Raw genomic sequence first — 23792 nt, 5'->3', positions numbered from 1 at the left:
CTACCTAATTTATATTAACAATTTAAACCTAAAACTAATGACTGAAGAAATTAAAAAGAAAATCAGAAGCATAATTGCCAACGACCTTGATGCCAACATTAATGAAGAAGATTTAAGTGACGATGTTTCTTTATACGACGGTGGTATTGGGCTTGATTCTATCGCCATTATCAACCTCATTGTAGAGCTGGAAAATAAGTTTGACATAAGCTTTGATGAGACAGAGATAAACGCACAACTATTCAGTAACATTAATTCTTTGGCAGATTTTATTTCAGGCAAGATGAATGCTGGAGTGGTGAAATAAGTCTTTTTTGCTTTGAAAAAGGTTCTTTTTTTTAGTGTGCCTTCTATCAGTGTAAGGAATACCCTTACTCCAGTTTTGGATTTATTGGGAAGCGATGAATGCAATGTTATTTATTACAATACATGGGATCTTAAACCAGCGGGTAATTTCAATTTTCACTTTAAACCATACCCTGAGAGCTTCAATGGTCATTATTCAGATAAAATAGGGTCTGATACTTCATACTTTGATTTTGGAGAAATATTAATTGATGCTTCCTTTAGCATTATCAATTTCTTAATGAAAGAAGTTGATATAGAAAAACCCGATGTCATAATTCATTCGCATTTGGCTGTTTGGGCTAAATTGATTTCACTACATTTTCAGATTCCCAATATTACTTTATATACCACATTTGTGCTGGATAAAAGGATTATGTTGCCATTTTTTCGTGCCAGTCATGAATCCAAACCGAAAGGTCTTGAGGGGGCGATTAATTTTATTAGAAAGAGTAATCTACTCTATAAAAAATTACAGTTAGAACTTAAGCCTGATGTCTGGGATGTGTATGTAAATTCTGGAAAGCTCAATATTTCATTCATTCAGGAGGCTTTCCAGCCTGAAAGAGATTTGTTCGATTTCTCTTATCAATATGTTGGATACCCATATATGGGTAACACTGCAAAGGCAAATAGAAAGAAATATATATATGTTTCTATGGGCACGATTGTCAATCAGGACACGGATATTTTTCAGATTTGTATTGACGTGTTCAGAGATTTGAATTTGAAAGCGATTATCTCTATAGGTTCTAAGATTGATCCTAATCAATTAAGAAATATACCCGATAACGTTCAGTTGGTTGAGTATGTAAACCAGGCTGAAATATTAGAGAAGGCTCTCATTTTTATTTCAAGAGGAGGCATGGCAAGTGTTCAGGAGTCACTTTACAGTAGAACACCCATGATAGTAATTCCAATTATTCCAGAACAACAGCTAACAGCCATTAGAGTAGATCAGTTAAAGGTGGGCACACATTTAAGATGTCTTAATAAGAAAGACTTGAAATGTCATATTGATGCAATTTTAAATAATTATTCCGATTTCCAGAATAGTATAAATAGTGTGATTGGGGATTATTTATCCCAGGATGCTGCTCATTCTGCTGTGACGCACATTCGTGATCATATAAATGAACAAAATTATAGGGGTGAAAGATAAACTTACTTTAGTTGATTTATTTGCAGAGCAGGTAAGAAAAACTCCGAATGCTTATGCTGTACTGAGTAATGGCTCAAAGGTTTCTTTCAGTAAACTTGATAAAGTCAGTAATAAAGTTGCTAGTCAGCTTATCCAACGAGGTATTGGCAAAGGTGATTTAGTCCCTGTAATGTTAGAATGCGGTCATGAAATTATTTCTGCGTTATTAGGAATATTGAAATCAGGTGCAGCATTTGTTCCGGTTGACCTCACTCTTCCTGATGAAAGGATTAATTACATTATTCAGGACTGTAATCCGAAAATATTAATTAATGAGAAGACCTATGCAACGTTTCTGGAAAACTCAGAGTCAGAATGTATTAATAGAAGCAGCCTGGAGCAACCTGCCTATGTAATATATACATCTGGATCTACAGGGCGGCCTAAAGGGGTCTTAGTCAATCATGGTAATATCTATCATTATGTAAATGATGTTGAAACAGCACTGAGTCTTCAAGACTGTACATCCTTAGCTATTCTAGGGGGCTTTTCTGCAGATGCAGGTTATACGGCAGTTTTCTCTGCACTATGTTTTGGGAAAACGTTACATGTTATTCCAGTAAAGCAGATTACTTCTTTTCATAGCCTGAGAAGTTATTTTGTAAATAATAAAATTGATGGCTATAAAATAACACCTTCTCTTATACAATTTTTTCTTCAGCAAGGAGATGCTACCGTATTATTACCTCAAAAGGTGTTAATCTTGGGAGGGGAGGCGTGTCCCATTTCCTTGGCCGCCAGCTTAAGAAATCTTGTGCAACCTTCATGTAAAATTTTTAATCACTACGGACCGACAGAAACTACCGTAGGTGTACTTACATACGAACTACCAATTGATATTGATGACTTTCCAAACGAGGTTCCTCTGGGAAAACCTCTAGAGCACGTTAAAGTCTACATACTAAATGATTCTTTAGAGCCTTGTGAAGAAGGCCAAATGGGAGAATTATTTATAAGTGGTGAATTAGTGGCAAATGGTTATTTAAGAAACGAAGAACTGACTAATCAAAAGTTTATTGTTCATGCTCACCATAATAAAATGCACAGAATGTATAGAACTGGTGATTTGGTGACTCAGAAAGAAAATAGAAACATAATTTATAACGGACGGGCTGATGACCAGATAAAGATTAATGGCTACCGTGTTGAGTTAGGAGAAATTGAAAGCGTAATTCGAGAATATAAGACTATATGCAAGTGTGTTGTATTATATCAAAATCGAAAGCTCATAGCTTTTTATGAATCTGACTTACCTATTAATGAGCAGGATATACACTCTTTTTTAAAAAACTCACTGCCGGAATATATGCTGCCCCATAAATGGGTTTGTATTAAAAAAGTGGCCTCTTACTTTTAATAATAAGGTTGATAAAAAAGCATTATCTAGTCAGTATGAAGAAAATACAGGCACTGTTTCAAAAAATTATGCCGATCTGGAAGGAATAGAGAAGGTATGGCAGGAGATTCTTTGCCTTTCTCATGTTAATGATCATCAGTCATTCTATGAATGTGGAGGGGATTCATTGGCTTTAATGAAGCTAGGTTATAAAGTAAGTGATTACTTTAATGTTGAGCTAGCTCCATCAGATTTATTTGGAGAGCTTAATCTAGGGACTTTGAAAAAGATTATAGCAAATGGAGGAAAGCAAAAAATAAATACCGATAACGATTTTGGAGTTTCTATAGAAGCTACTGTGGCACAAAGAAATCTTTTCATCCAAAATAAGTTAAATCCCAAAATTCCTTTTCCTCATTCCTATTTGACTTTTCAGGTTAATGGCAATCTTGATCTTCAGTGCTTAGAAGATGCATTGGGAGAGGTTATTGATACTCACGAAGGTTTAAGAACTCGTTTTCAAATGGAAAAAGGAAAGGTTTTTCTTAAAACAGTAATTAAGGAGAACTGTCCAATAATTGAGGTCAGCTGTGAAACGGATGACTTGAACAGTGAGTTACATAAGCTTTCAAAATCATTTGATTATTCGAAAGTGCCATTAATTAGACTGACGTTTATAAGGCTGTCGAACAATAAGAAATATTTACATTTTGAGATGCCTCATATTATTTCTGATGGTGAATCTCTAAAAATAATTGTGCAACAAGTCATTAGGGTTTATGGTGGATATAAGCTAAGTGTTCAGAAGCAGTTTCGAACTTTTTTAAAACTAGCAGAGATATATCGCGGATCGAATCAATATAAGCTTGATGAAGAGTTTTGGATTATGCAGTTGAAAAAATTCGATGGTTTTCAACGAGAAAGTATAAAAGCAAAAAGTGAGGATAGGTTTAGAGGTACTCATGTTGTATTAAATCTTAAAAGCAGTCTTGCAGAAAGCGTTATCAACTTTTCAGAGGCAAATAAAATTTCAAAATATAAGATTTTTACGCTTTCCTTAGCCATCTTGATAAATAGAGTTTATGGCGAAAGCAGTGTAGCTATTATGTCGCCTGTAAGTAATCGGTTTGAAAGAAGTATGGCCGACGTGGTAGGGTTGCTGTCAAATGTTATTCCACTATTTTTTAACATAAATCCGGATCAGAATATTAAATGTTGGATAAAGGATTCGTTCCTGCATATTGATCGGTCGTTGAAGCATCAGAAATATCCTTTTGAAAATATTATTAAAGCTTGGACTTCATCCGATAATAAACTGGATAGTTTAATGAAGTTCTTTTTGGGATACCACATTCATGATGAGAAATATCTGTTGGAGAAAACGGAACTTATTCTTCATCAACCAGTGCGTTATTATGAAGATATGCCTCTCTCGTTGGCTATAACTGATACTGGTGAAAGATTCATTCTTCGCGTTTCTTCCAATAGACATTCCCTTAGTTCCGATCAACTCAATAATGTGGCCCAGGAATATCTATCAATTCTTGGTTTAATAACAGGTCGTGACCTCGACCTTAATCTAAAAATGTTTGACCTTATTAGCTCAGACATCTCATTAGTTTAATTTTTAATCTTTTACTTAATTATATAAACATTTTCGCATGGAAACTATCTCGTGGTATGAAAGAGAGAGTGATTGGGTCTTAAAGCGCTCAATAATCTTCAATAAGAATCTTGTTAGACTTACATTCATTGAAGTGGGTCGACTCTTAAAATTACTTGGAAATTTGGACAATACGAGAAGGGTTATGGACCTATGTTGTGGTATTGGAAGACATTCCATTGAACTAGCCAGATATGGCTTTGAAGTTACAGGTGTAGATATCACACAGCCTTATCTGGATATTGCAAGCGAAAGAGCTGCGCGTGAAGGTTTGGATATCCAGTTTGAACAGAGTGATATGAAGGAGTATTGCCGACCGAGTGAGTTTGACTTAATCGTTAATTTATGTACTTCATTTGGGTATTTTGATGATATAGAAGACGATATAAAAACCCTTCGAAATATCTATAAATCATTAGCTCCCAACGGTAAATTCATGATTGAAATTTTGGGCAAAGAGGTAATAGCTTCCACTTTTAAAAAAGTAGAGGAATTAGAATATGACGGTTATAAAGTGGTAGCAAAAAGTAGAATACTTGATAATTGGACTCGACTTGAGTGTAGAAGATATGTAACCAAAGATAATGTGGAGGAAGAAATCGTAGCCTACCATCGACTTTACTCTGCTTCTGAGTTACAAGGCTATCTGCAGGAGGTGGGTTTCAGAAACATACAAGTATACGGAAATTTTGCAGGTGGCCCTTATGATAATGAGGCCAAGTCAATGATCATGATCGGTGAAAAATAAATACCTATTTCATCCCTACATTCTAACTAACATCTAACCTATTAACCTTTATGACCAATTCTATTAATCTACATAGTAAAACAAATAGTGCCGATATAGATACTAAACCTCTGAATCTTTCAGAACGAATGGAAGTGCCTACGAGAGAGGAGTTTTATACTAACTATCCTTTTTATAAGTATTGGAATAGTGAGAATAATGAGAGTCTTCAGATGTTGAAACCGATCAATATATACATTCATATACCATTCTGTATACAAATCTGCGATTACTGTTTTTATAATAAAGAACTGATCAAGTCTAAAGATCAGGTAGATGAATACGTGATGTATTTGTGTCAGGAAATTGAACTTATAAGTAAGAAGTATAATTTACAAAACCGCCAGGTTAAATCTATTTATATAGGAGGAGGAACACCTTCTGTATTAACTGAGAAGCAGTTTAAGCAACTTACTGATACTTTAAATAAGCATCATTTTATTGATAAGTCTAATTTGGAGTTTACAGTAGAAGCAGAACCGGGTACATTTAGTAAGTCTAAATTGGAAATGTACAAAGAAGGTGGGGTTAATAGGATAAGCATGGGGGTTCAATCCTTTGATGACGAGATTATCAAATTAAGCAGTAGAAAACACAGTGCAGATCAAGCTTTAAAATCTATAGATACGGTTAATGAAATAGGGGGCTTTAATATCAATATTGATTTGCTTAGCGGATTAGCTGGAGAAACAATGGATACTTGGGAGAAATCATTGGACACTGCCTTATCTCAAAAAAATCAATTTATTGACCCTTTACAAGATGAAAACCTATGCTAATACTAACTTTTTCATCAAAGGTGTGCATGGGAAACAAATAGAATTGCCCACAGCTGAAAGGGAAGCAGAGTTTATGGAATTTGCCATAGATAAGCTCATAGATGAGGGGTATGATATGTGGAGTACATTTGCTTTTACTAAAGATGGATCACAGAGCAAATACATTGAATATACATGGAGAGGTGAAGACATGATTGCTTATGGTGTGTCCTCATTTGGTAAAATTGATAATGTGAACTACCAGAATCTTAATACCACATTTCTTTATTATCAAAGACTCAAAAATAAAGAAATGCCGATATTTCGCTCTTATTCTTTATCCGCAAAAGATCTGATAGTAAAAGAGCTTTTATTATGTGCTTCTCGATTATTTTCTTACAAAAAAGATGAGTTCATTGAAAAATTTGGCTTTGATTATTTTGATCTTATACCTGAGTTAATCACTGAGCTGATTAGTCAGGCGTATATCGAAGATCGCTATGACGAACTGGTACTAACTAAAAAGGGCATTTTATATGGTGATTTTGTTTCTAAAGTAATTGCAGATGGGGTGAAAACTGTGCTTGGGAAAGATAAAATCGGTTACACATATTAAACCGATTAAGGCTTATCTGATTGCTCTAAAACTTTATTCTTTCCTTCCATATGTATACTAACAATTATAGTCAAAACCACTTGTTTCCCGCCACCAATCAGCAGGAAGGTATATGGTTTCATGCCTTCACGGTAGCCCCTTCATATTGGAATTTTATTGAAATGAGAGGCTATGATGGAAATATAGATAGTAATATCTTAAAAAATGCTTTTCATCAAGTTATCATAAAACATTCAGCTCTGCGGACTCATTTTGTAACGCATAAAAATGAATTATTTCAGGAAGTATCTCAGCAAGTAAATGTTGATGAAATTTTTATCGTTAATCAGTTAGATGTTGATGACGATGAATACATCAATAATACTATAAAATCAGTTATTTCTCAGGAGGAGCAGTATGTGTTTGATTTAAGAGAGGGTACTTTGGTAAGATTAAGAGTGCTGAGGTTTTCAAATAAATGTTGTTTAATACTAAACGCTCACCATATAATTACAGATTCTGAATCTATGGCCATCCTTTGGTCAGACCTTATAAGTTTCTATAATACTGCTAATGAGCAGGTTTTTGAAAGCAACGTAACGCAATATAAAGATTACAGTATAGCACAAAGGACATTTAATGACTCAGATCATTATCAAAAAGAATTATCTTATTGGAAGGAAAAATTAGGCTATAAAAATTCTTTTCATTTAGATTTTCATGGTGGCCAAGATAAAAATGTTATAGACTATGAAAGAGCTACAATATCCTCTGAGCTTAGGGATAGAATTAGAACTATAGCTTTAAGAAAAAGAGTTTTAACCTCAGCAGTTTACCAGACGGCCTACATATTGCTTCTCTATATTTATTCCAAAGACAAAAGCATAATCATAGAAAATGTCATTGGTGGTAGAGGTTTTGGTAGAAATGAATATAAAGATACCATAGGGCTGTTCGCTAATAGGGTTTTGAATCACCAAGCTATTGACCCTGATTGCTCCATCTCAGATTTAATAAAGACTGTGAATGCTGAGATCTTGAAAAGCTTTAAACATAGTACTATTCCGTTTGATTTGATCAAACGGGAACTTGGATCTCAAGATGTTCACTTAAATCCATTTCGAGCTGTGTTTAACGTTATTAAAGGTTTCAACGATAGTAGTTCTACTTTTCTGGACTTAAAACCAATAGAATTTAATTGGACAAACAGTGTAGTAGGAGACATTCAGGTAGACATTGGTTTAACAATTGTTGAAGATGTTTCCGACACAGAGGTAAGATTAGATGTTAAAGTAGCTAGTTGCTTTTTAGGCCTTTCAAAACTCATGACGGCTAATTACCTTAAGCTGTTAGAAGCATGTGTGTATCATTCAGAGGCTTATGTGAATACCCTAAATATACTTTCAGTTAAAGAACTGTCTTTAATTGATAAGTTCAATAATCTTCATGTAGACTATCCTGAGGCCTCTTTGATATCACTTTTTGAAAAGCAGGCGGAGAGAAAACCAAATAATATTGCGGTGATATTTGGAGAAACCAGGTTAACCTATCATGAGCTTTTTCAGCAAGTAAATCAGCTTTGTAATTATTTAATTGGCAATAATTTAAATGCTGATGTTATAGCCGTTTACACTGAAAGGTCTATGGATATGATCATTTCTATATTAGCTATACTAAAATTGGGTTCTGCTTATGTACCTATAGACCCAGAATACCCAGAAGGAAGGGTTCAATATATACTAAATAAATCTGGTGCTGATGTTGTCTTGACTCATTATACATTTTTACATCAGATCTCGACGCTGAAGGAGGGTGTAAGTCCAGTATATTTAGATAGACAGAAAATTGATATACTTAAGAGCCATAAGGAGTTTAAATCTAACTGTCGTGCTAGTGGTCTTGCATATATTATCTTTACTTCAGGGTCTACTGGGAAACCCAAGGCCGTTCCGGTTCGTCACAAAAATGTAACTAATACCATATTAGCACATATTCAAGAATGGCGTGTTAATGATGATGATGTCATGCTTCAATTTTCGTCATTGGCTTTTGATGCCTCTGTAAACGAGATTTTTATAGCTTTATCGGCAGGTATACCTTTAGTATTAACCAATAAGTTAAGCCTTCTTCAAAAGAGTTTGTTTACAGACCTTTTAAAAACAAACAGTATTTCTCTTGCTATATTAACGCCTGCCTACCTGCGTATGCTAAACGTTGAAGATCTGGGTTCATTAAGAGTAATAACGTCAGCCGGTGAAACGCCCGATGTAAAGGTTTTAACTGAATTAAGTAAAAATGTCATTTGTTATAATGCTTATGGGCCTACAGAATGTGCAATCTGTGCTACCATGTATCAAGTTAAACCATATGACGTATCGAGATCCAGACTGCCAATAGGTAAACCTATAGCTAACACATCTATCAGTATTATAGATGAGGCCGGATCAATTCTTCCTATTGGAGTTGCTGGTGAAATAATAATAAAAGGGAGGGGAGTAGTAGCCGGCTATTTAAATGATACTGAGAACAGTTCGAACCCTTTCCAACAACAGGGTAATAGTTTCATTTATAAAACTGGTGATCTGGGAAGAAAATTACCTTCTGGCGATATCGAATTTTTATATAGAAAGGATGATCAAGTAAAAGTTCGTGGTTTTAGAGTCGATTTGAATGAGGTAAGATTAGCCGTGAAGAAATGCAGTGATGTCATCGATGCGGAGGTTATATTAAAAAAAGACTCCAAAGGGAGTAAGCTTTTAAGAGGCTGCATTATTTCTCATCTTACCAGTTTTGACTTTGAACAATTACAGGATCATTTAAGAAAGGAATTGCCTGATTATATGATTCCTGCCGAATGGGTAATCACTAAAGAATTGCCTGTGACATCTAATGGTAAGGTAGATAAGCAAGCCTTAGCGAGTTTGTCACCACTAAAGCTCACTAAATATGTGGAGCCAGCTAATCTATTAGAGAAACAATTGATTCTTATCTGGCAAGATATACTCGGTATCGAGCAAGTAGGAGTGGCAGATCATTTTTTTAGAATTGGTGGTCACTCTTTACTGGCAACCAGGCTCATAACATCTCTTCAAAATGAACTTTCCTATAGTGTCTCAATTAAAGAAATTTTCGACTACCCCGTGTTAAGGGCTTTTGCTCAGCGACTTATAGAACTAGGAGAAAGTACGATTGAAATGCTGCCTAAGGTTAATTTAGGTGCAAAAATCCCGCTTTCCTATCAACAAGAATCGATATGGGTAATTGACCAGCTTACTTCAGGTAATTCACAGTATAACATCCCCATGTGTTTTAAGATTACCGGCGAATTGAATTTAGACAAACTTCAGCAATCCTTTATAGACATTATCGATAGGCATACGCCATTACGGACTGTCATTTATCAAGATGAGCTGGGGAAACCCTATCAAGGATTGTTAAATTCTACAGATTGGGGATTAAAGGTGGTAGAAGGTCAGGAATTAGATGGTGTTGTATCAAGTTGGTCAGATTTTGATTTGACAAAGGATTTTATGATCAAAGCTATAGTAATAGCTAAGTATGATAAGGAGTTTGAATTAATTATTAATGTACATCATATTGCCTTTGATGGATGGTCATCATCAATTTTCTTTAAAGAACTATCAAGCTTATATCATGGTGAAAATATAGAAAAGATAGAGCATAATTATCAGGATTATTCGCAATGGCAAAGAGAAAAAATTATAAGTGAAAAATGTATTAGCTATTGGAGCGATAAGTTGAAGGGAGTAGAACCTCTCCAATTACCCACAGATTTTGCACGGCCAGAAATATATAATTCTGAAGGTAACAGTATTTTTGTTTCATTGGATCAACCCATTGTATCAGCACTTTATAGAATATCTGAAACATATGATATAACTATATACAATATTTTTCTTTCCGTTTTTTCTGTTTTAATCTCACGGTTTTCCAGACAGCATGATTTCTGTGTAGGAGTTCCTTTTTCTGGCAGGGAAGCTCATCCTAGTATTGAAGATTTAATTGGTTACTTTTCAAATACGCTTTTGGTGAGGTGCTCTATTAATGAAGATATATCTTTTGTGGAATATGCACAGAGTATAAAGAAGCAGTTGCTGAAAGTACAAGATCATTAGCATTTCCTTTGAAAAAATAGTTGAAATAGCTGGAGTAAATCGAGATCTTTCCATGAATCCATTATTTCAGGTTATGTTGGCTATGAGTTATAGTTCAAATGAAAATCACTTTGAACTTTCCAACTGTGACATATCTCAGCAGCAGATGGATATTTCAATGTCTAAATTTGACCTTACAATTACCATAGTAGAGGGGGATAGCACTTTGGGTTTAAATGTTGAATATGCAACGGCGTTGTTTAAGCAAAATACGATTAGGCATTTTTGTGATTGTTTTCAGGAATTGCTTGATCAGATAATTTTAGCCCCACACAATTCAATTAAGAGGTTAGATGTTCTAGCAGAAAAAGACAAATTACTTCTGCAGCAAGAATATAATCTATCCTCAATTCAGTTTGATTCACCTGAAAATTTATTAGATCTAATAGAGAAAAGTTGTAATGAGTTTCCGCACAAACTAGCATTGGTAGATACAGACCATCATGTAACCTATCAAGAATTATGGATGAAATCAGAAAAGATAGGTGCTGCTCTCATAAAAGAAGGCGTGACTCAAGGGGATCTAGTAGCGGTAGGTATGGGAAGGTCAGTAAACATGATAATTGCCATGGTGGGAGTATTAAGAGTTGGGGCAGCTTATGTTCCATTAGATATGCATCACCCAGAGGAGCGTGTTAATTTCATAATAAAAGACACGGGATGCCAACTGATTATCACGGAGAAAAAGCTTATTCAGCTGCTTCCTTCAGAGTATATTCAAAAAGCATTTTTAGTCGAAGACATCTTAAAATCTAACTATTCAAGTATACCAAGATCACTTACTAAGCCAGATCAATTAGCTTATGTGCTATACACTAGTGGGTCCACTGGCAATCCAAAGGGTGTAATGATAGAGCACCGAAATGTTGTGGCTCTAATTCATAGTTATAGAATAAAAACTGGACATGAAAAATGGGGTTCGGGTATTTCACTTTGTCCATTTGTTTTTGATGTATCAGTGTGGGAAATTTTCACAAACTTATGTTTTGGAGGTACGCTGCATATTTTAAATAAAGATTCTATAGACCCAAAAGCTATAGTTAATTATTTATCTGATAAACAGATAGAAAATGCTTATTTACCCCCAACCATTTTAAAAGAGATTATAGAAGAAATTGAGGCATTTGGTGGTGGCTTGAGCCTAAAAAGTTTACTTGTCGGTGTTATGTCCATTCAGCAGGAATTATTACAAAAGATAAAGAAACTAATTCCAGGCATAGTAATAATAAATGGTTACGGCCCTACAGAAACTACTATCTGTGCCACTTTTTATCGTTTCGAACAAATAATTCCTGGGCTCATACATACTCCTATAGGTAGAGCTACCCATAATAATAAGATTTATTTACTTGATGAATTTGAGAGAATGGTGCCTTTTGGGGCTGTGGGAGAAATATGTGTTGTAGGAGCGGGGGTAGGAAGGGGATATCTCGGAGGTCATGATTCGGATAGTACAAGGTTTACAACTTCACCTTTTGATGATAATCTTAGGATGTATAAAACCGGTGATTTAGCCAAATGGTTGCCTGAGGGAGAGCTTCAGTATTTGGGGCGTAATGATGATCAGGTGAAAATTGGTGGGTATAGAATAGAACTAAATGAAATAGAGAGCAAGTTAAAGGAGTGCGCGCTACTTATTCAATGCACAGTTTTAGTTATAGGCAATGATAGTAATAAAAAACTGTTTGGGTTTGGAGTACCTTCCTCAGAGGAGGTAGATGAAAGTTCAATTATAGCCTATTTAAAACAACTACTTCCTTCCTACATGGTACCTCTAAGATGGTGCCTTTTAAAGAAAATGCCTATTACTAATAATGGAAAGGTTAACAAAGAAATGTTGTTAGAAATGGCTGCAGGCTACTCGCTCCATAGGCAAAATGAAAAGGTAGCCTTAACACCTATACAACACGAAATGCTGGAAATTTGGAAAGATATTCTAGATTTAGAAATCTTGAATATTCATGACAACTTTTTTGAAGTAGGAGGAAACTCTTTACTTGCTATAAGACTGGTTCATAACATTCGCAAGCATTTTCAAATAGATATTTCCGTTAAAACTTTATTTAAAGCAAAGGATATTAAAGCACTTTGTGAACAAGTGGAAATAATTGTTGGTGAAAATATTTCTGAAAGTAAAAGCAATTACCACATCATAGAGATATAGGTCATGGGCAATTATTTAAAGGTTCTCGATATTTTAGGAGAGATGCAGCTAAAAGGTATTGATCTCTTTGTGGAAGATGAGAAACTAAAAATGAAAGTAAAAGAAGGGCAGTCAGTTTCAGAGGATTTGCTTAATAAAGTCAAAGAAAATAAACCCTTGTTATTAAAATTTCTTCTAGACCCTGATAATACGTTTGCAGTAAAAAAACTAAATAATAGTCATTCTGAAAATCTTGCTTTTTTGCTTCCTGGAATGCCTGGCTTTGTCGATAATTATGATGACTTAGGTATAAGTTTAGAAAGTAAATTCAAGGTCTACGGTATTCCATTTGTTAGAGGAGTATCAACCAGCCCTTTGAAAAGCGTTCGGGAAACGACTACTTACACGCTGGACCAAATTCGAGGATGTATTGATAAAGGTCAGCATTTTCAAATTATTGCTCACAGTTACGGTGCATATGTTGCATATGAAATTTCCAAAATTTTAATATCAGAAGATTATAAACTTGATTGCATTATTTTTATAGATGTTGCTTGTCCATCTTTTCGTAAGAAGTCATGCAATGACAGCTATAGATTGCATGAATCGATAAGTTATTTTATAGAAGAATATAATCTAATCAAAACACAAAAGCACAAATGGGCACCTGAGTTATTTGGGGTAATTGAGGAGACTTCAAAGGATCAATTGCCTGATTCTATAATTCATTTCGTTAATGGATATAGTAAGATGCAAATGTCTTCATTTAATGCAAATGTACTGAGGTCCTTTGTATACCAGCTTCTCATGACTTTTGATATCAATGGAAGTTTAAAAACGCGTTTAATACTGGTTAAGGCCGCTGACGTGGATTGGAGCAAATTTCCCCCAGGTTTAGGTTGGGAAGAAATATTTAGCGATCTCCGGATTATTTCTTTACAGGGAAATCACTACACAGTAATTCAGCACTCAAACATACTTCCCCTTTGTGAGGCATTGTAGATCAGGGGAGTTATTAAAGAATTCTATTAATTAAATAATTAACAATATGGAGTATAGAAAGATTGGTAGCAGCCAATTAGTTCTGCCTGCTATAACTTTTGGAGCTTGGGCTATAGGGCCTAAAATGATGGGAGGTTGTGATTCACATGAAGCTTTGAAGGCTTTAAGGAAAGCTTTTGATTTAGGAGTAAACGCTATTGATACTGCGGCACAGTATGGCTTAGGTTATAGTGAAGAGTTGGTAGGTAAAATGTTACAGGATATTCCACGTGATAAAATAAAGGTTCTAACCAAATGCGGAATGGTGTGGTATGGAAATAAAGGAGAGCCTTATTTGCAAAATGAAGAGATTGGAGGCAGCAGCTATAATCTTTTTAAATACTCCGGAAAGGCTAGTATAATTCAAGAGTGTGAAAATAGCTTAAGAAGGTTAGGTACAGATTATATAGATCATTATTCTCTACATTGGCCAGACTCTACGACTCCTGTAGAAGAGACAATGGAAGCATTTGAAATCCTGCAGCAGCAGGGCAAGATTCTCCATGTAGGGGTCTGTAATCACTCTTTGAGTCAATTGAAGTCAATGATGAGTGGCTCCGGTGTACAGATTGTATCAAATAAGGTTAGATATAGTATGTTAAATAGAGAACCAGATGAAAGGCTGACTCCATATTGTAGTGATCAGAACATAAGTATTTTTGCATATTGCCTGTTACAACGTGGGATACTATCCGGGCAAAAAGTTAGAAAGTGGTTATGGCGCATCGGTGAGAATCCTCGTGAGGCAGCGCTCTATGGCTCTGATAATACGGGGCACATCAAAAAATTATTTAGCATATTAAAACCACTGGCTTCAGATTATGGAGTAACGCTTTCGCAGCTGAGTATAAGATGGGCTCTGGAACAGCCAGGGATTACCATAGGTTTATTGGGAGCTGTTTCAGCAGAGCAGGTTGCTCATGACGCCGGAGCTATTAATTTAGATTTGGATAATGCGGATAAGTTGATTATTCAAGAAGCACTTACGGATATGGAGGGTAAGATGAATTGGGGCCAGGAAGTAAAGTGGACACCAAATGATCATGAATACTATTTTGAATAGTTTATGCGTCTCTTATTCAATTATCTCAAGCCTTATCGATACCTGTTAATATTAGCCCTGGTATTTGCCGTGGTAAATAATTCATTCAATTTTCTTAACCCTTACATATTAGGAAACTGGCTTATAGATCCATTCGCTAGTAAGGCTGAATATTACAGGCAAAATGGACTTGGTGAACAATTCTATTCGGGAGTTTTAAAAGGAATGCTTTTAATGCTGATAGTAAGTACTATCTCTTGGATAGCTAAAGGGTATCAGCATTATTACCTCAACATGGTGATACAAAAATTTGGAGCAGATCTATTCATTGATGTTCAAAAGCACACGATGTCTCTACCATATCAGGATTTTGAAGATGAAAGTAGTGGTCAAATATTAGCGATTCTGCAAAGAGTAAGGAACGATGGTGAAAAATTTTTAACCAAGGTGCTCACGGTAGTTATAGAGATATCAATTGGTATCACTATAGTGACCATCATTGCTATTCAATTGAGTTCTTGGCTGGTAGTAGTCTATCTGGGAGGAGCGCTTTTAATGTTCTTCTTAACAAGAATAATCAGTAATAAATTAAAAAGCATACAGCAAATAATAGTAGATAAAACAACGGCCCTTTCAGGCATGGCTACCGAATCCCTTAGAAATATTGAATTAATCAAGGGCCTCGGTTTAGTAGGACAAGAAGTAGCAAGGTTTAAGCATATTACATTTGCCATACTGCATGAAGAAATTAAAAAATTAAAGAGCGTACGCCTGATTGGCTTTGGATACCATGCGTTCGTTCATTCATTGCAGCAGCTAATAATATTTTCACTCATCTTATTTGTTTTTTATGATAGAATGACCGTAGGTCAGCTGTTAATGATGCAGTTGTATTTTTTCTTCATCATAGGTGCTATGGAAGGACTAGGTGATGTGATAGTTTCTTACAGAGAAGCACAGGCGTCAATGGGAAATATGAGTGTTCTGTTAAGTAAGCCAGTAGAGTTAAGGCCCTTAAGACCGCAAACTATAAGTGCAATAAAGACTCTACAATTTGAAGATATTATATTCAAACATAAATCGGCAAGGTCGAATACATTAAATAATATATCATTTAAAGTAAATAGAGGCGATACTGTAGCATTTGTAGGCCCATCAGGAGCTGGAAAATCTACTTTAGTAAAACTACTTATTGGCCTTTATGAACCATTGGAGGGGCATGTGCTCATAAATGGGCTTAATCAAGGAGATATTGATTCAGAGCATCTTAGATCTCAGATAGGAATGGTTACTCAGGACACCCAATTATTTTCTGGTACGATAAAAGAGAACTTGCTTTTTGTAAACCCATCAGCCTCTGAGCAAGAAATCCATGAAGTTTTGAGGAACGCCTCATGCTATGATTTATTGCATAGAGCTGACCACGGTTTAGAAACTATAATTGGAGAAGGTGGGTTAAAACTATCTGGTGGAGAAAGACAGCGTTTAGCCATTGCCAGGGCATTATTAAGAAAAACGAGTCTTCTTATTTTTGATGAGGCTACCTCTTCATTAGATTCTATTACAGAAGAAGGTATTAGCAGGACTATTAAAGAAGTTACCGCTAATGATAATTACATCACTTTACTCATAGCCCACCGACTTTCAACGGTAATGTTTGCAGATCATATTTATGTACTTGAAAACGGAGAGATTGTTGAGAAGGGTACGCACTATGATCTACTTGATATCAAAGGTTTATATTACGCTATGTGGAGGCAGCAGACCGGAGCCGACCACAAGCTAGAACCCTCCAAATAATTAGATAGTGAAATTAATACTACTCCCATATGCCGGAGGATCAAAAAATTCCTATAGAGCCTTTGAATCTATAAAATCGCATAACATCGAATTTATAACTCCGGAATTGCCCGGAAGAGGAACTAGGATTGGGCAAGCTCCATTGTTATCCATTCAAGGCATGGCAAAAGATGTCTTGGAACAAGTGCAACACTTGATTTCTGAGCCATATGCTATTTTCGGACATAGTATGGGAGCATTAGTGGCTTATGAATTATGTAAGTTACTCATTGAACAGGAAAGGGTGCTTCCTGTAAGAGCTATTTTTTCAGCTAATGGTGCGCCCTATTTATCAAGACCAAATAGAAAAATCAGCCAATTACCTGATCAAGAGTTTTTTCATAGCCTGAAAGGCTACAGTGGTTTACCAGAAGAGTTAATTAGAAATCCCAAAGCTTTTCATCTCTTCTCTAGCTATATCAGATCGGATTTTAAGGCGGTAGAAACATATCGCTATTATAAATCTTTACCGTTGCCTATACCATTATCAGTGCTCATTGGTTCTGATGATTATGTAACTCCCGGTATGGCTTATGCTTGGAGTAAGGAAACTAGGAAAGATTTTGATGTACAGGTGTTTACGGGGGATCACTTTTATATTTTCAGTAATAAGGATTTATTGATAAAGTATTTTGAGCAAAAACTGTTTACCTATTAAAATGAATTTAACTATGGATAAAATCGATTTCCCATTGATATCATGTGTTTGCGTTACAGATCATCGTATCCAATATTTAAGACGATCAATTAGCTGCTTCTTAGGTCAAAGTTATCCTAACAAGGAGATGGTTATTGTATGCAGGGAGTCAGATAATGAGACTATTGAGTATGTCAATCAATTTAATGATGAGCAATTTGTGTTAGTGAAGTTGGAGGCTGAACATAATATTAAACTAGGGGAGCTTAGAAATATCTCCATTCAAAATGCTAATGGAAAATACTTTTGTCAGTGGGATGACGATGATTGGTATCATAGAGACAGACTTCTCAAGCAGTTTAAGGCGGCGGAAGAAAATATTCATCCTGTATCCATGCTTACTAACATCATAATGTTTGACGAGGAAGAAAAACAGGCATACTTTTCTGGCTTTAGATTATGGGAAAATACAGTTTTTGGGTTACGGTCATTGATTGATGATTGCAAATATGAAACATTGGAGCGTTCTGAAGATTATGAGTTTATGAATACTTTACTAATGAGAAGTAAGGTGTTCCCAACCGTTGCAAATAATCTTTATATATATGTATGTCACGGTACAAATACTTGGAATAAAGATCATTTCGATATGCTGTTTGGGTATGCTCAAAAGCTCCCATCCAATATATCAAAAAATGTGGAAAAGATACTTTCATCAGATTATGACTACTCAGAGGCCAGTGATTGGTTAGACTCAATTGAATACCGGGATTCCCTCAATTATTTTTCAGCAAGAGGTCACAATCTTTTGAAAGAAAAAGAAGTGCAAATAGCTATGCAAGCGGCTTTTGAACACGTCGAGAACCACAATTTATCGGAAATCACACTATTATCAAGTTCCAGCACTGACACTAGTATACTTCCTGATATATCAAAAGATAGCGTAGTGCAATATGGTGCCGCCTTGCAAGATGCCCTACTTTTCTTAGATAAATCACCTGTAAAAAGAGCTAATGTGGTACTCCTATTAGGGGAGGCGATCAAATTGATTGTGGAGGGTTTTACAGATAAAAATAGCTATGCGGTATCTACCTGGAAAAAAGCACCAATGAGACAAATAGCTATAGATGTAGGGTATGATTTATCAGTGGCTAATCAAATATTAAAATTAGAATTTGCACGAGATTTGGTGACAATTTTTGAATTTAATGAGGACGAAGTTTTTTATTCAGAGCTTTTAAAGAGGATAAAAAGTAAGATTTCAGAAAATGTAGAAAAGATCGAAATAGACATTGTGATTACTCATAATAAAAAGGCAATTAAATTAACAAGTATAAGTGAACGTGAAAAACTACCAGTTAAAGGAGCTTCTTTAAAAGAGTCTCTAAATAATTTTTATGATTATCCGTAATTAGGGCCTCCCTTTTAAATAAAAAACACTGAAATACAGTTTCTTATCAGTATTAAAGCATAAAATAAAACCCCGAAATTAGCTATATAAAGCTTTTTTCGGGGTTTTTGATTTGTTAAATTGTAGTGCCTAATCACAATTAACACTGCAATATATGAGAGATCAAGAGCTTTTCCAACCGCAAGATTACTTAACTCCAAAATGGTACTTATTCAAGAATAGCAAATTAGGTAAGGTTTATAATACTATTCCTTGGAGTCAACTTTCAGAATGTTTGCCAAAGGAAAATAGAGGCCCAGGCGCACCCCGCTGGTTTTCGGCCCAAGGCATGTTTGGTCTAATGTTTCTAAAATCTTATTTAAACCTGAGTGACGAGAAGTTAATAGAACGATTTAATACGGACTGGAGCCTTCAGCTTTTTTTGCAATAAATTGTTGGATGATAACCAAAGAATTAAGGATAAGGCCATTTTAAGTAGAATCAGGACGTATATGACTGATAATACTGATTGGCAACAACTTCAGGAAGTACTCATTCATCATTGGAAAAGAGATATGAATAATACACATGTTCTCTTAATGGATGCCACTTGCTATGAAAGTTATATTCGTTTTCCTACCGATGTAAAACTACTTTGGGAAAGCTGTCAATGGGTGTTTGAAAAACAGCTTTACAGATGGAGTAAAATATTAGGTGTAAAACGGCCTCGCTCCAAATATATAGATCAAAAACGCAAGCAGATGTCTTACGATCGTAGTCGAAAAAAGACATACAAAGCTGGACGCAAGCGTAAAAAGGCATTGATATATCTACTGTCCAAAGGGCTTGGACAGCTGCAATACTTACTCAATGAAAACCCACAAATACAGCTTCACTTTCAAGAGCGATCATACCTAAAACAATAAAGAAGGTACTTGAGCAACAGCAATTCTTGCAGCATCATCCAGCTAAAGAATTGAAAAACAGGATAGTATCGCTTCCCAGACCTTATGTCAGGCCTATCGTACGAGGCAAAGAAACTAAAAGGGTTGAGTTTGGAATGAAAACCCACATGCTTCAGGTTGACGGCATCTGCTTTATTGATGCCATGGAGTTCAGGGCATTCAATGAAAGTACCAGACTAAAAATAAGTAGTTTAAAACATAGATCGATATTTGGCTCCCTTCATCAGCTGGGGGCAGATCGCATTTATGCCACTAATGCCAACAGAAAGTATTTAACAGTAAGGAAAGTGTTCACTTGCTTTCCAAAGAAAGGCCCCAAGATAAACAAACCTGAGGAAAGCAAACTCAGAAGCCTCATCTCTAACCAGAGAGCAACCGTGATGGAGGGAAGTTTTGGTACCCATAAAACGGCTTACGGCCTGAATAAAATCAAGGTTAAGGGAGAAAAACGAGAAATGATACATGTATTCTTTGCCGTTATGATGGCCAATGCTGTTAAGATGAGCAAAAAGAAATCAGAAAACATACCACTACTTCAGGCCGCCTAAACCTAAATCAGAAAAGCCTTAGGGATCGGTGTGTCTATACTATTCTAAATCGATATTCCTTCAGATTTATTAATAAAACCACTCACGATTTTGCACTTTTCGAAGACGCTAAAGCGGAAGGTGTTCAGATTTATAACAAAAAAAGCTGGACTTAATCAGTCCAGCTTTTATATCTTGTTTTGATTTATGCAATTATCAAGGGAGGCCTAATTAGTCATATGCTGTAATGTTAGCTATAACGAGTCTATCAAAGAGCTTATCACCAAAGTATCGTCTATTGAGTTTGTAAACAAACTCATCGAGATACAATTGAAGGTACTTTCCTTTAATCTTATGGTAGTTCCCTAGAAATGTTCTTTTGGCATTGCTAATGGTGATATGTACCCATTTTAGCGTCTCGTTAGTGGTTTGCTTATTAGATTTCTCAGTAATGTGAAGTTCTATATAATCAGCAATGTTAACATAGGAAGTGCTTTGGTCTGAAAATACGATACTTTGTTCATCAATGGATGATTGTAATACATGGTCTACTTCCTGTGAACTGTGGTCTTTAAGTACTTTAGCTTTGAAATAACGACATTGGCGTTCTTTTTTACCTGTTTCCAAGTCTTCTAAAGGAGTAGATTCAGCCATTACTGCTACATTTTGTTTTCCTGCCGCTCCTCTACCTCTTTTCCCTTTATTCTTCTCGATCTCAGTTGATTCCACTGTAAAATAGCCCTCATCCATCTCAATCATTCCCTCTAAAGTGTATCTGGAATCTCGATTTCCCATGGCTTTTCTCAGTTTATGAACCATTGCCCATACGGGCTCATATCGTTTCAATCCCAATTGCTTCTGAATTTCCTTGCTGGAAAAACCTTTTTTGGTAACACTCATTAAAAACATTGTTTTGTACCAAACCAGAAAGGAAAGATTAGAGTCTTGCATGATCGTGCCGCTGCGTTGGCTATTTCGGTCGGACTATGCCAGTTGTTTCGGTCGGACTATGCCAGTGATTTCGGTGTGTCTATGCCACTTTAAGAGTTTCGTAATTTTAGTAAATATTAATGTTTCAACATACCTTTTCTCAAAAGATTCTCCTTTGAGATCTATTCTATGAGAAGAGTTAACGAGCCTGTCTAATATGGCATCAGCAATAGTGCCTTCACCAATAATATCATACCAGGCTGATACTGGTATTTGAGAGGAGATTATAGTTGAAGTTTTTCCATGACGATCATCGATAATATCCATAAGTACTTCTCTTGCAATATTGTCCATGCTTTGTAAACCAAAATCATCTAGTATTAAGAGTTGGGCAGAGGTAATTCTTTTGAGTTCTTTGATATAGGTGCCATCTACTTTGGCAAGTTTCATTTTGTTGAATAGGCGAGCTGTTACCTGATAGATGGTGCTGTAGCCCATCAGACAAGCTTGTCTGCCTATGGCCTGATTCATAAAGCTTTTGCCGACTCCTGAAGCACCTGTGATAATGATGTTTTCACTTTGCTTGATGAACTGTAAGGAGGACAACCTGTTGAACATGTTTTTATCCAGATTCCTATCTTCAGAGAAGATTATTTCATCCATGTCTGCCTGCTGCTTGAAGGTGGCTTTTTTTATCAGCCGTGTAATCTTCTTATTCTGCCGGTCTTCCCATTCACTTTCAGTGAGTAAGGCCAGATATTCATCTGGGGTACATTTTTGATAAGCATTGCTGCTGAGTTGTTGTCTGTGCAGTTCAGCCATCGCAGATAGCCTCATGGATTTTAGTTTTTCTATTGTTTGATTATTGTTCATAAAATTATTGTTTACTGGTAATGGTTAGCCCCTCTGATGTTTTTGTGAGAAGAGATATGTGATTGATGATTTTCTTGTTCTATTTCATGCTCGTCCATATTATTACTGAGTATATTTTTGAGCCTTTGATAGCTGTAGGTGTCATGATGAACAGCCCTTAGGCAAGCTTTATCTAAACGCTCATGGCCATAGTTTTTGGCCAGCATTAAAATACCCATAGCTCTTTTGTAGTTAATCTCAGGATAGTCCCCCTGCAGGAATAAACCTGTCATAAACAGCTTTACATTTACACCTATTTTACCTCCCTGATCAGAAAAATACTGGGGACTCCATTGGCTATAAGCACGGTGTGTACTGGAGAGGTGATTCTTATTAGTAATATAAGCCCCCTTACTCATCACTCTATTATGCAGAGCAATGCGTTGGTTTTTGTAGTATACTTCAACATGTTTGGAGGTATACTGTATCTGAGTTTGAGAGCCAATGTAGCGATAGGGAACGCTATAATAAGTCTTGTCAGCGGAGAAGTACACATATCCCATCTTCTGTACCTTGGCTCTGGCGTATTCTTTAACCTGATAAGTACTTTGGGGTAAGCTTTTTAGAAGGGATGATTCTACGGATTGGAACAGCTCTTTTCTGGAAGCTTCTTTTCTTTGAAAAAGCACATTATTATAGCCCTTAAGATGATGCTGGATCTCTTCATTAAGCGCTTCAATAGAGAAGAAAGTCATTTTACGCATAGGGTAATAAATGCGCTGATAGGCCAGCTGAACAGCATTTTCTACCAGTGCTTTATCTTGTGGGGCATAACTACGTGTAGGGTTTATGGCACACCCATAGTGATGAGCGAAGTCTTTGAAGGTCTTATTAATAACCGCCTCATACTTGCTGGATCGGGTAACTGCCGATTTAAGGTTGTCTGACACGATAGCTACAGGTACTCCTCCAAAGAAGCGGAGTGCATTATTGAGGCATTGAATAAAGTCCTCCCTTTTTTGACTTTTACAGGCTTCCACATAAGTATACTGACTAAAAGGAAGTGTGGCCACAAAAAACTTCTACCTGGCTTACTTCTCCTGTAGATGGATCTACCACTTCTAATTTCTTACCTGCAAAATCAACATAGAGCTCTTTTCCTGCCTTGTGCTCTAACTTCATAGAACCTTTGGCCTGTTTGTACTTACGCTGATAATGGGTGGTAAACTGAGTGTAACTATAACTATCCTGAGTTTGCTCGGCATACAACTGGTAGTGGTACTGAAGGGTAAAGCCTGGGTGATGACGCTGTGGGTGCATGGTCTCAAAAAAACGCATTAAAACCGCATAACGATCATTGTTTATGGTTGTCTTAGACGAAAACAGTTCTTCTAAGGCATCAGTATCCAACTGGAGCAATGCTTCCATGGGCTGGTCGCTTGACTGAAGTGATCGCAAATAATGGTTAACCGTGTTTCTATTCACACCCAGGGTCAAAGCAATTTGCCGATTGCTCAACCCTCTCAAATGAAGATTGATAATTTGTTTTAAGTCCATTATGTCAAG

General features: G+C 36.0%; 20 protein-coding genes and 1 pseudogene. 17 read left to right on the top strand and 4 right to left on the bottom strand.

All coding sequences use genetic code 11. The features are described 5' to 3' along the window. Positions 1–37: 37 nt before the first annotated feature. The 17 genes from LVD15_RS03875 (at position 38) to LVD15_RS03795 (ending at position 20465) form a co-directional block, all read left to right on the top strand. The gene (locus LVD15_RS03875) at positions 38–307 is read left to right on the top strand and encodes an acyl carrier protein (protein ID WP_233779013.1); all 270 of its coding nucleotides are present in this window, start codon (positions 38–40) and stop codon (positions 305–307) included. A gap of 12 nt (positions 308–319) precedes the next feature. Further along, positions 320–1507, top strand: a complete 1188-nt coding sequence (locus LVD15_RS03870; RefSeq protein WP_233779012.1) for a glycosyltransferase — start codon at positions 320–322, stop codon at positions 1505–1507. Then, on the top strand, positions 1497–2903 hold the full coding sequence (locus LVD15_RS03865) for an amino acid adenylation domain-containing protein (protein ID WP_233779011.1): 1407 nt from the start codon (positions 1497–1499) through the stop codon (positions 2901–2903). The genes LVD15_RS03870 and LVD15_RS03865 overlap by 11 nt, the downstream gene beginning before the upstream one ends. Further along, positions 2851–4506 (top strand): condensation domain-containing protein, encoded by a 1656-nt coding sequence (locus LVD15_RS03860; RefSeq protein WP_306416970.1) that lies wholly within the window; start codon positions 2851–2853, stop codon positions 4504–4506. The genes LVD15_RS03865 and LVD15_RS03860 overlap by 53 nt, the downstream gene beginning before the upstream one ends. 37 nt (positions 4507–4543) lie before the next feature. Further along, positions 4544–5293, top strand: coding sequence for a class I SAM-dependent methyltransferase (locus LVD15_RS03855; protein ID WP_255763374.1), 750 nt, complete (start codon positions 4544–4546; stop codon positions 5291–5293). Positions 5294–5343: 50 nt separating this feature from the next. Further along, positions 5344–6111, top strand: coding sequence for a radical SAM protein (locus LVD15_RS03850; protein ID WP_233779009.1), 768 nt, complete (start codon positions 5344–5346; stop codon positions 6109–6111). Continuing rightward, positions 6095–6706 carry a hypothetical protein gene (locus LVD15_RS03845; RefSeq protein WP_233779008.1) on the top strand — a complete coding sequence of 204 codons (612 nt, stop codon included), beginning with the start codon at positions 6095–6097 and terminating at the stop codon, positions 6704–6706. The genes LVD15_RS03850 and LVD15_RS03845 overlap by 17 nt, the downstream gene beginning before the upstream one ends. Before the next feature lie 50 nt (positions 6707–6756). Next, entirely contained in the window at positions 6757–10821 is a 4065-nt protein-coding gene (locus LVD15_RS03840; protein WP_255763373.1) for a non-ribosomal peptide synthetase, read from the top strand. Beyond that, positions 10814–13024 carry a non-ribosomal peptide synthetase gene (locus LVD15_RS26800; protein ID WP_306416969.1) on the top strand — a complete coding sequence of 737 codons (2211 nt, stop codon included), beginning with the start codon at positions 10814–10816 and terminating at the stop codon, positions 13022–13024. The genes LVD15_RS03840 and LVD15_RS26800 overlap by 8 nt, the downstream gene beginning before the upstream one ends. A 3-nt stretch (positions 13025–13027) precedes the next feature. After that, positions 13028–14005, top strand: a complete 978-nt coding sequence (locus LVD15_RS03830) for a thioesterase domain-containing protein (RefSeq protein ID WP_233779007.1) — start codon at positions 13028–13030, stop codon at positions 14003–14005. A gap of 46 nt (positions 14006–14051) precedes the next feature. Beyond that, positions 14052–15107 carry an aldo/keto reductase gene (locus tag LVD15_RS03825; protein ID WP_233779006.1) on the top strand — a complete coding sequence of 352 codons (1056 nt, stop codon included), beginning with the start codon at positions 14052–14054 and terminating at the stop codon, positions 15105–15107. Between the two features lie 3 nt (positions 15108–15110). Continuing rightward, positions 15111–16886: an ABC transporter ATP-binding protein gene (locus LVD15_RS03820; RefSeq protein ID WP_233779005.1), complete on the top strand. Its 1776-nt coding sequence runs from the start codon at positions 15111–15113 to the stop codon at positions 16884–16886. 7 nt (positions 16887–16893) lie between these two features. Further along, the gene (locus LVD15_RS03815) at positions 16894–17583 is read left to right on the top strand and encodes a thioesterase II family protein (protein WP_233779004.1); all 690 of its coding nucleotides are present in this window, start codon (positions 16894–16896) and stop codon (positions 17581–17583) included. Between the two features lie 13 nt (positions 17584–17596). Next, positions 17597–18973, top strand: coding sequence for a glycosyltransferase family A protein (locus tag LVD15_RS03810; RefSeq protein WP_233779003.1), 1377 nt, complete (start codon positions 17597–17599; stop codon positions 18971–18973). Positions 18974–19127: 154 nt separating this feature from the next. Further along, a complete protein-coding gene (locus tag LVD15_RS03805) occupies positions 19128–19403 on the top strand; it encodes a transposase (protein ID WP_233779002.1) in 276 nt (91 codons plus the stop codon). A 61-nt stretch (positions 19404–19464) separates the two neighbouring features. Then, positions 19465–19878 carry a hypothetical protein gene (locus LVD15_RS03800; RefSeq protein ID WP_233779001.1) on the top strand — a complete coding sequence of 138 codons (414 nt, stop codon included), beginning with the start codon at positions 19465–19467 and terminating at the stop codon, positions 19876–19878. A gap of 26 nt (positions 19879–19904) precedes the next feature. Beyond that, entirely contained in the window at positions 19905–20465 is a 561-nt protein-coding gene (locus tag LVD15_RS03795) for a hypothetical protein (protein ID WP_233779000.1), read from the top strand. 210 nt (positions 20466–20675) lie between these two features. On the opposite strand, the pseudogene LVD15_RS03790 reads toward LVD15_RS03795, so the two are convergent. The 4 genes and pseudogenes from LVD15_RS03790 to LVD15_RS03775 form a co-directional block, all read right to left on the bottom strand. Further along, positions 20676–21422 (bottom strand): annotated as a pseudogene (locus tag LVD15_RS03790) (IS1595 family transposase); the annotation flags it as partial. A gap of 6 nt (positions 21423–21428) precedes the next feature. Next, positions 21429–22247 carry an IS21-like element helper ATPase IstB gene (gene istB / locus LVD15_RS03785; RefSeq protein ID WP_233778999.1) on the bottom strand — a complete coding sequence of 273 codons (819 nt, stop codon included), beginning with the start codon at positions 22245–22247 and terminating at the stop codon, positions 21429–21431. A gap of 11 nt (positions 22248–22258) precedes the next feature. Then, a complete protein-coding gene (locus LVD15_RS03780) occupies positions 22259–23299 on the bottom strand; it encodes a Mu transposase domain-containing protein (protein ID WP_233778998.1) in 1041 nt (346 codons plus the stop codon). Further along, positions 23280–23783, bottom strand: coding sequence for a hypothetical protein (locus LVD15_RS03775; protein ID WP_233778997.1), 504 nt, complete (start codon positions 23781–23783; stop codon positions 23280–23282). Before LVD15_RS03775 ends, LVD15_RS03780 begins: the two co-directional genes overlap by 20 nt. Between the last annotated feature and the right edge of the window lie 9 nt (positions 23784–23792).

The organism is Fulvivirga maritima (assembly GCF_021389955.1).
Taxonomy (GTDB): Bacteria; Bacteroidota; Bacteroidia; order Cytophagales; family Cyclobacteriaceae; genus Fulvivirga; species Fulvivirga maritima.
The sequence above is the reverse complement of the archived record's forward strand: the minus strand, read 5'-3'. Positions and strand labels throughout refer to the sequence as shown.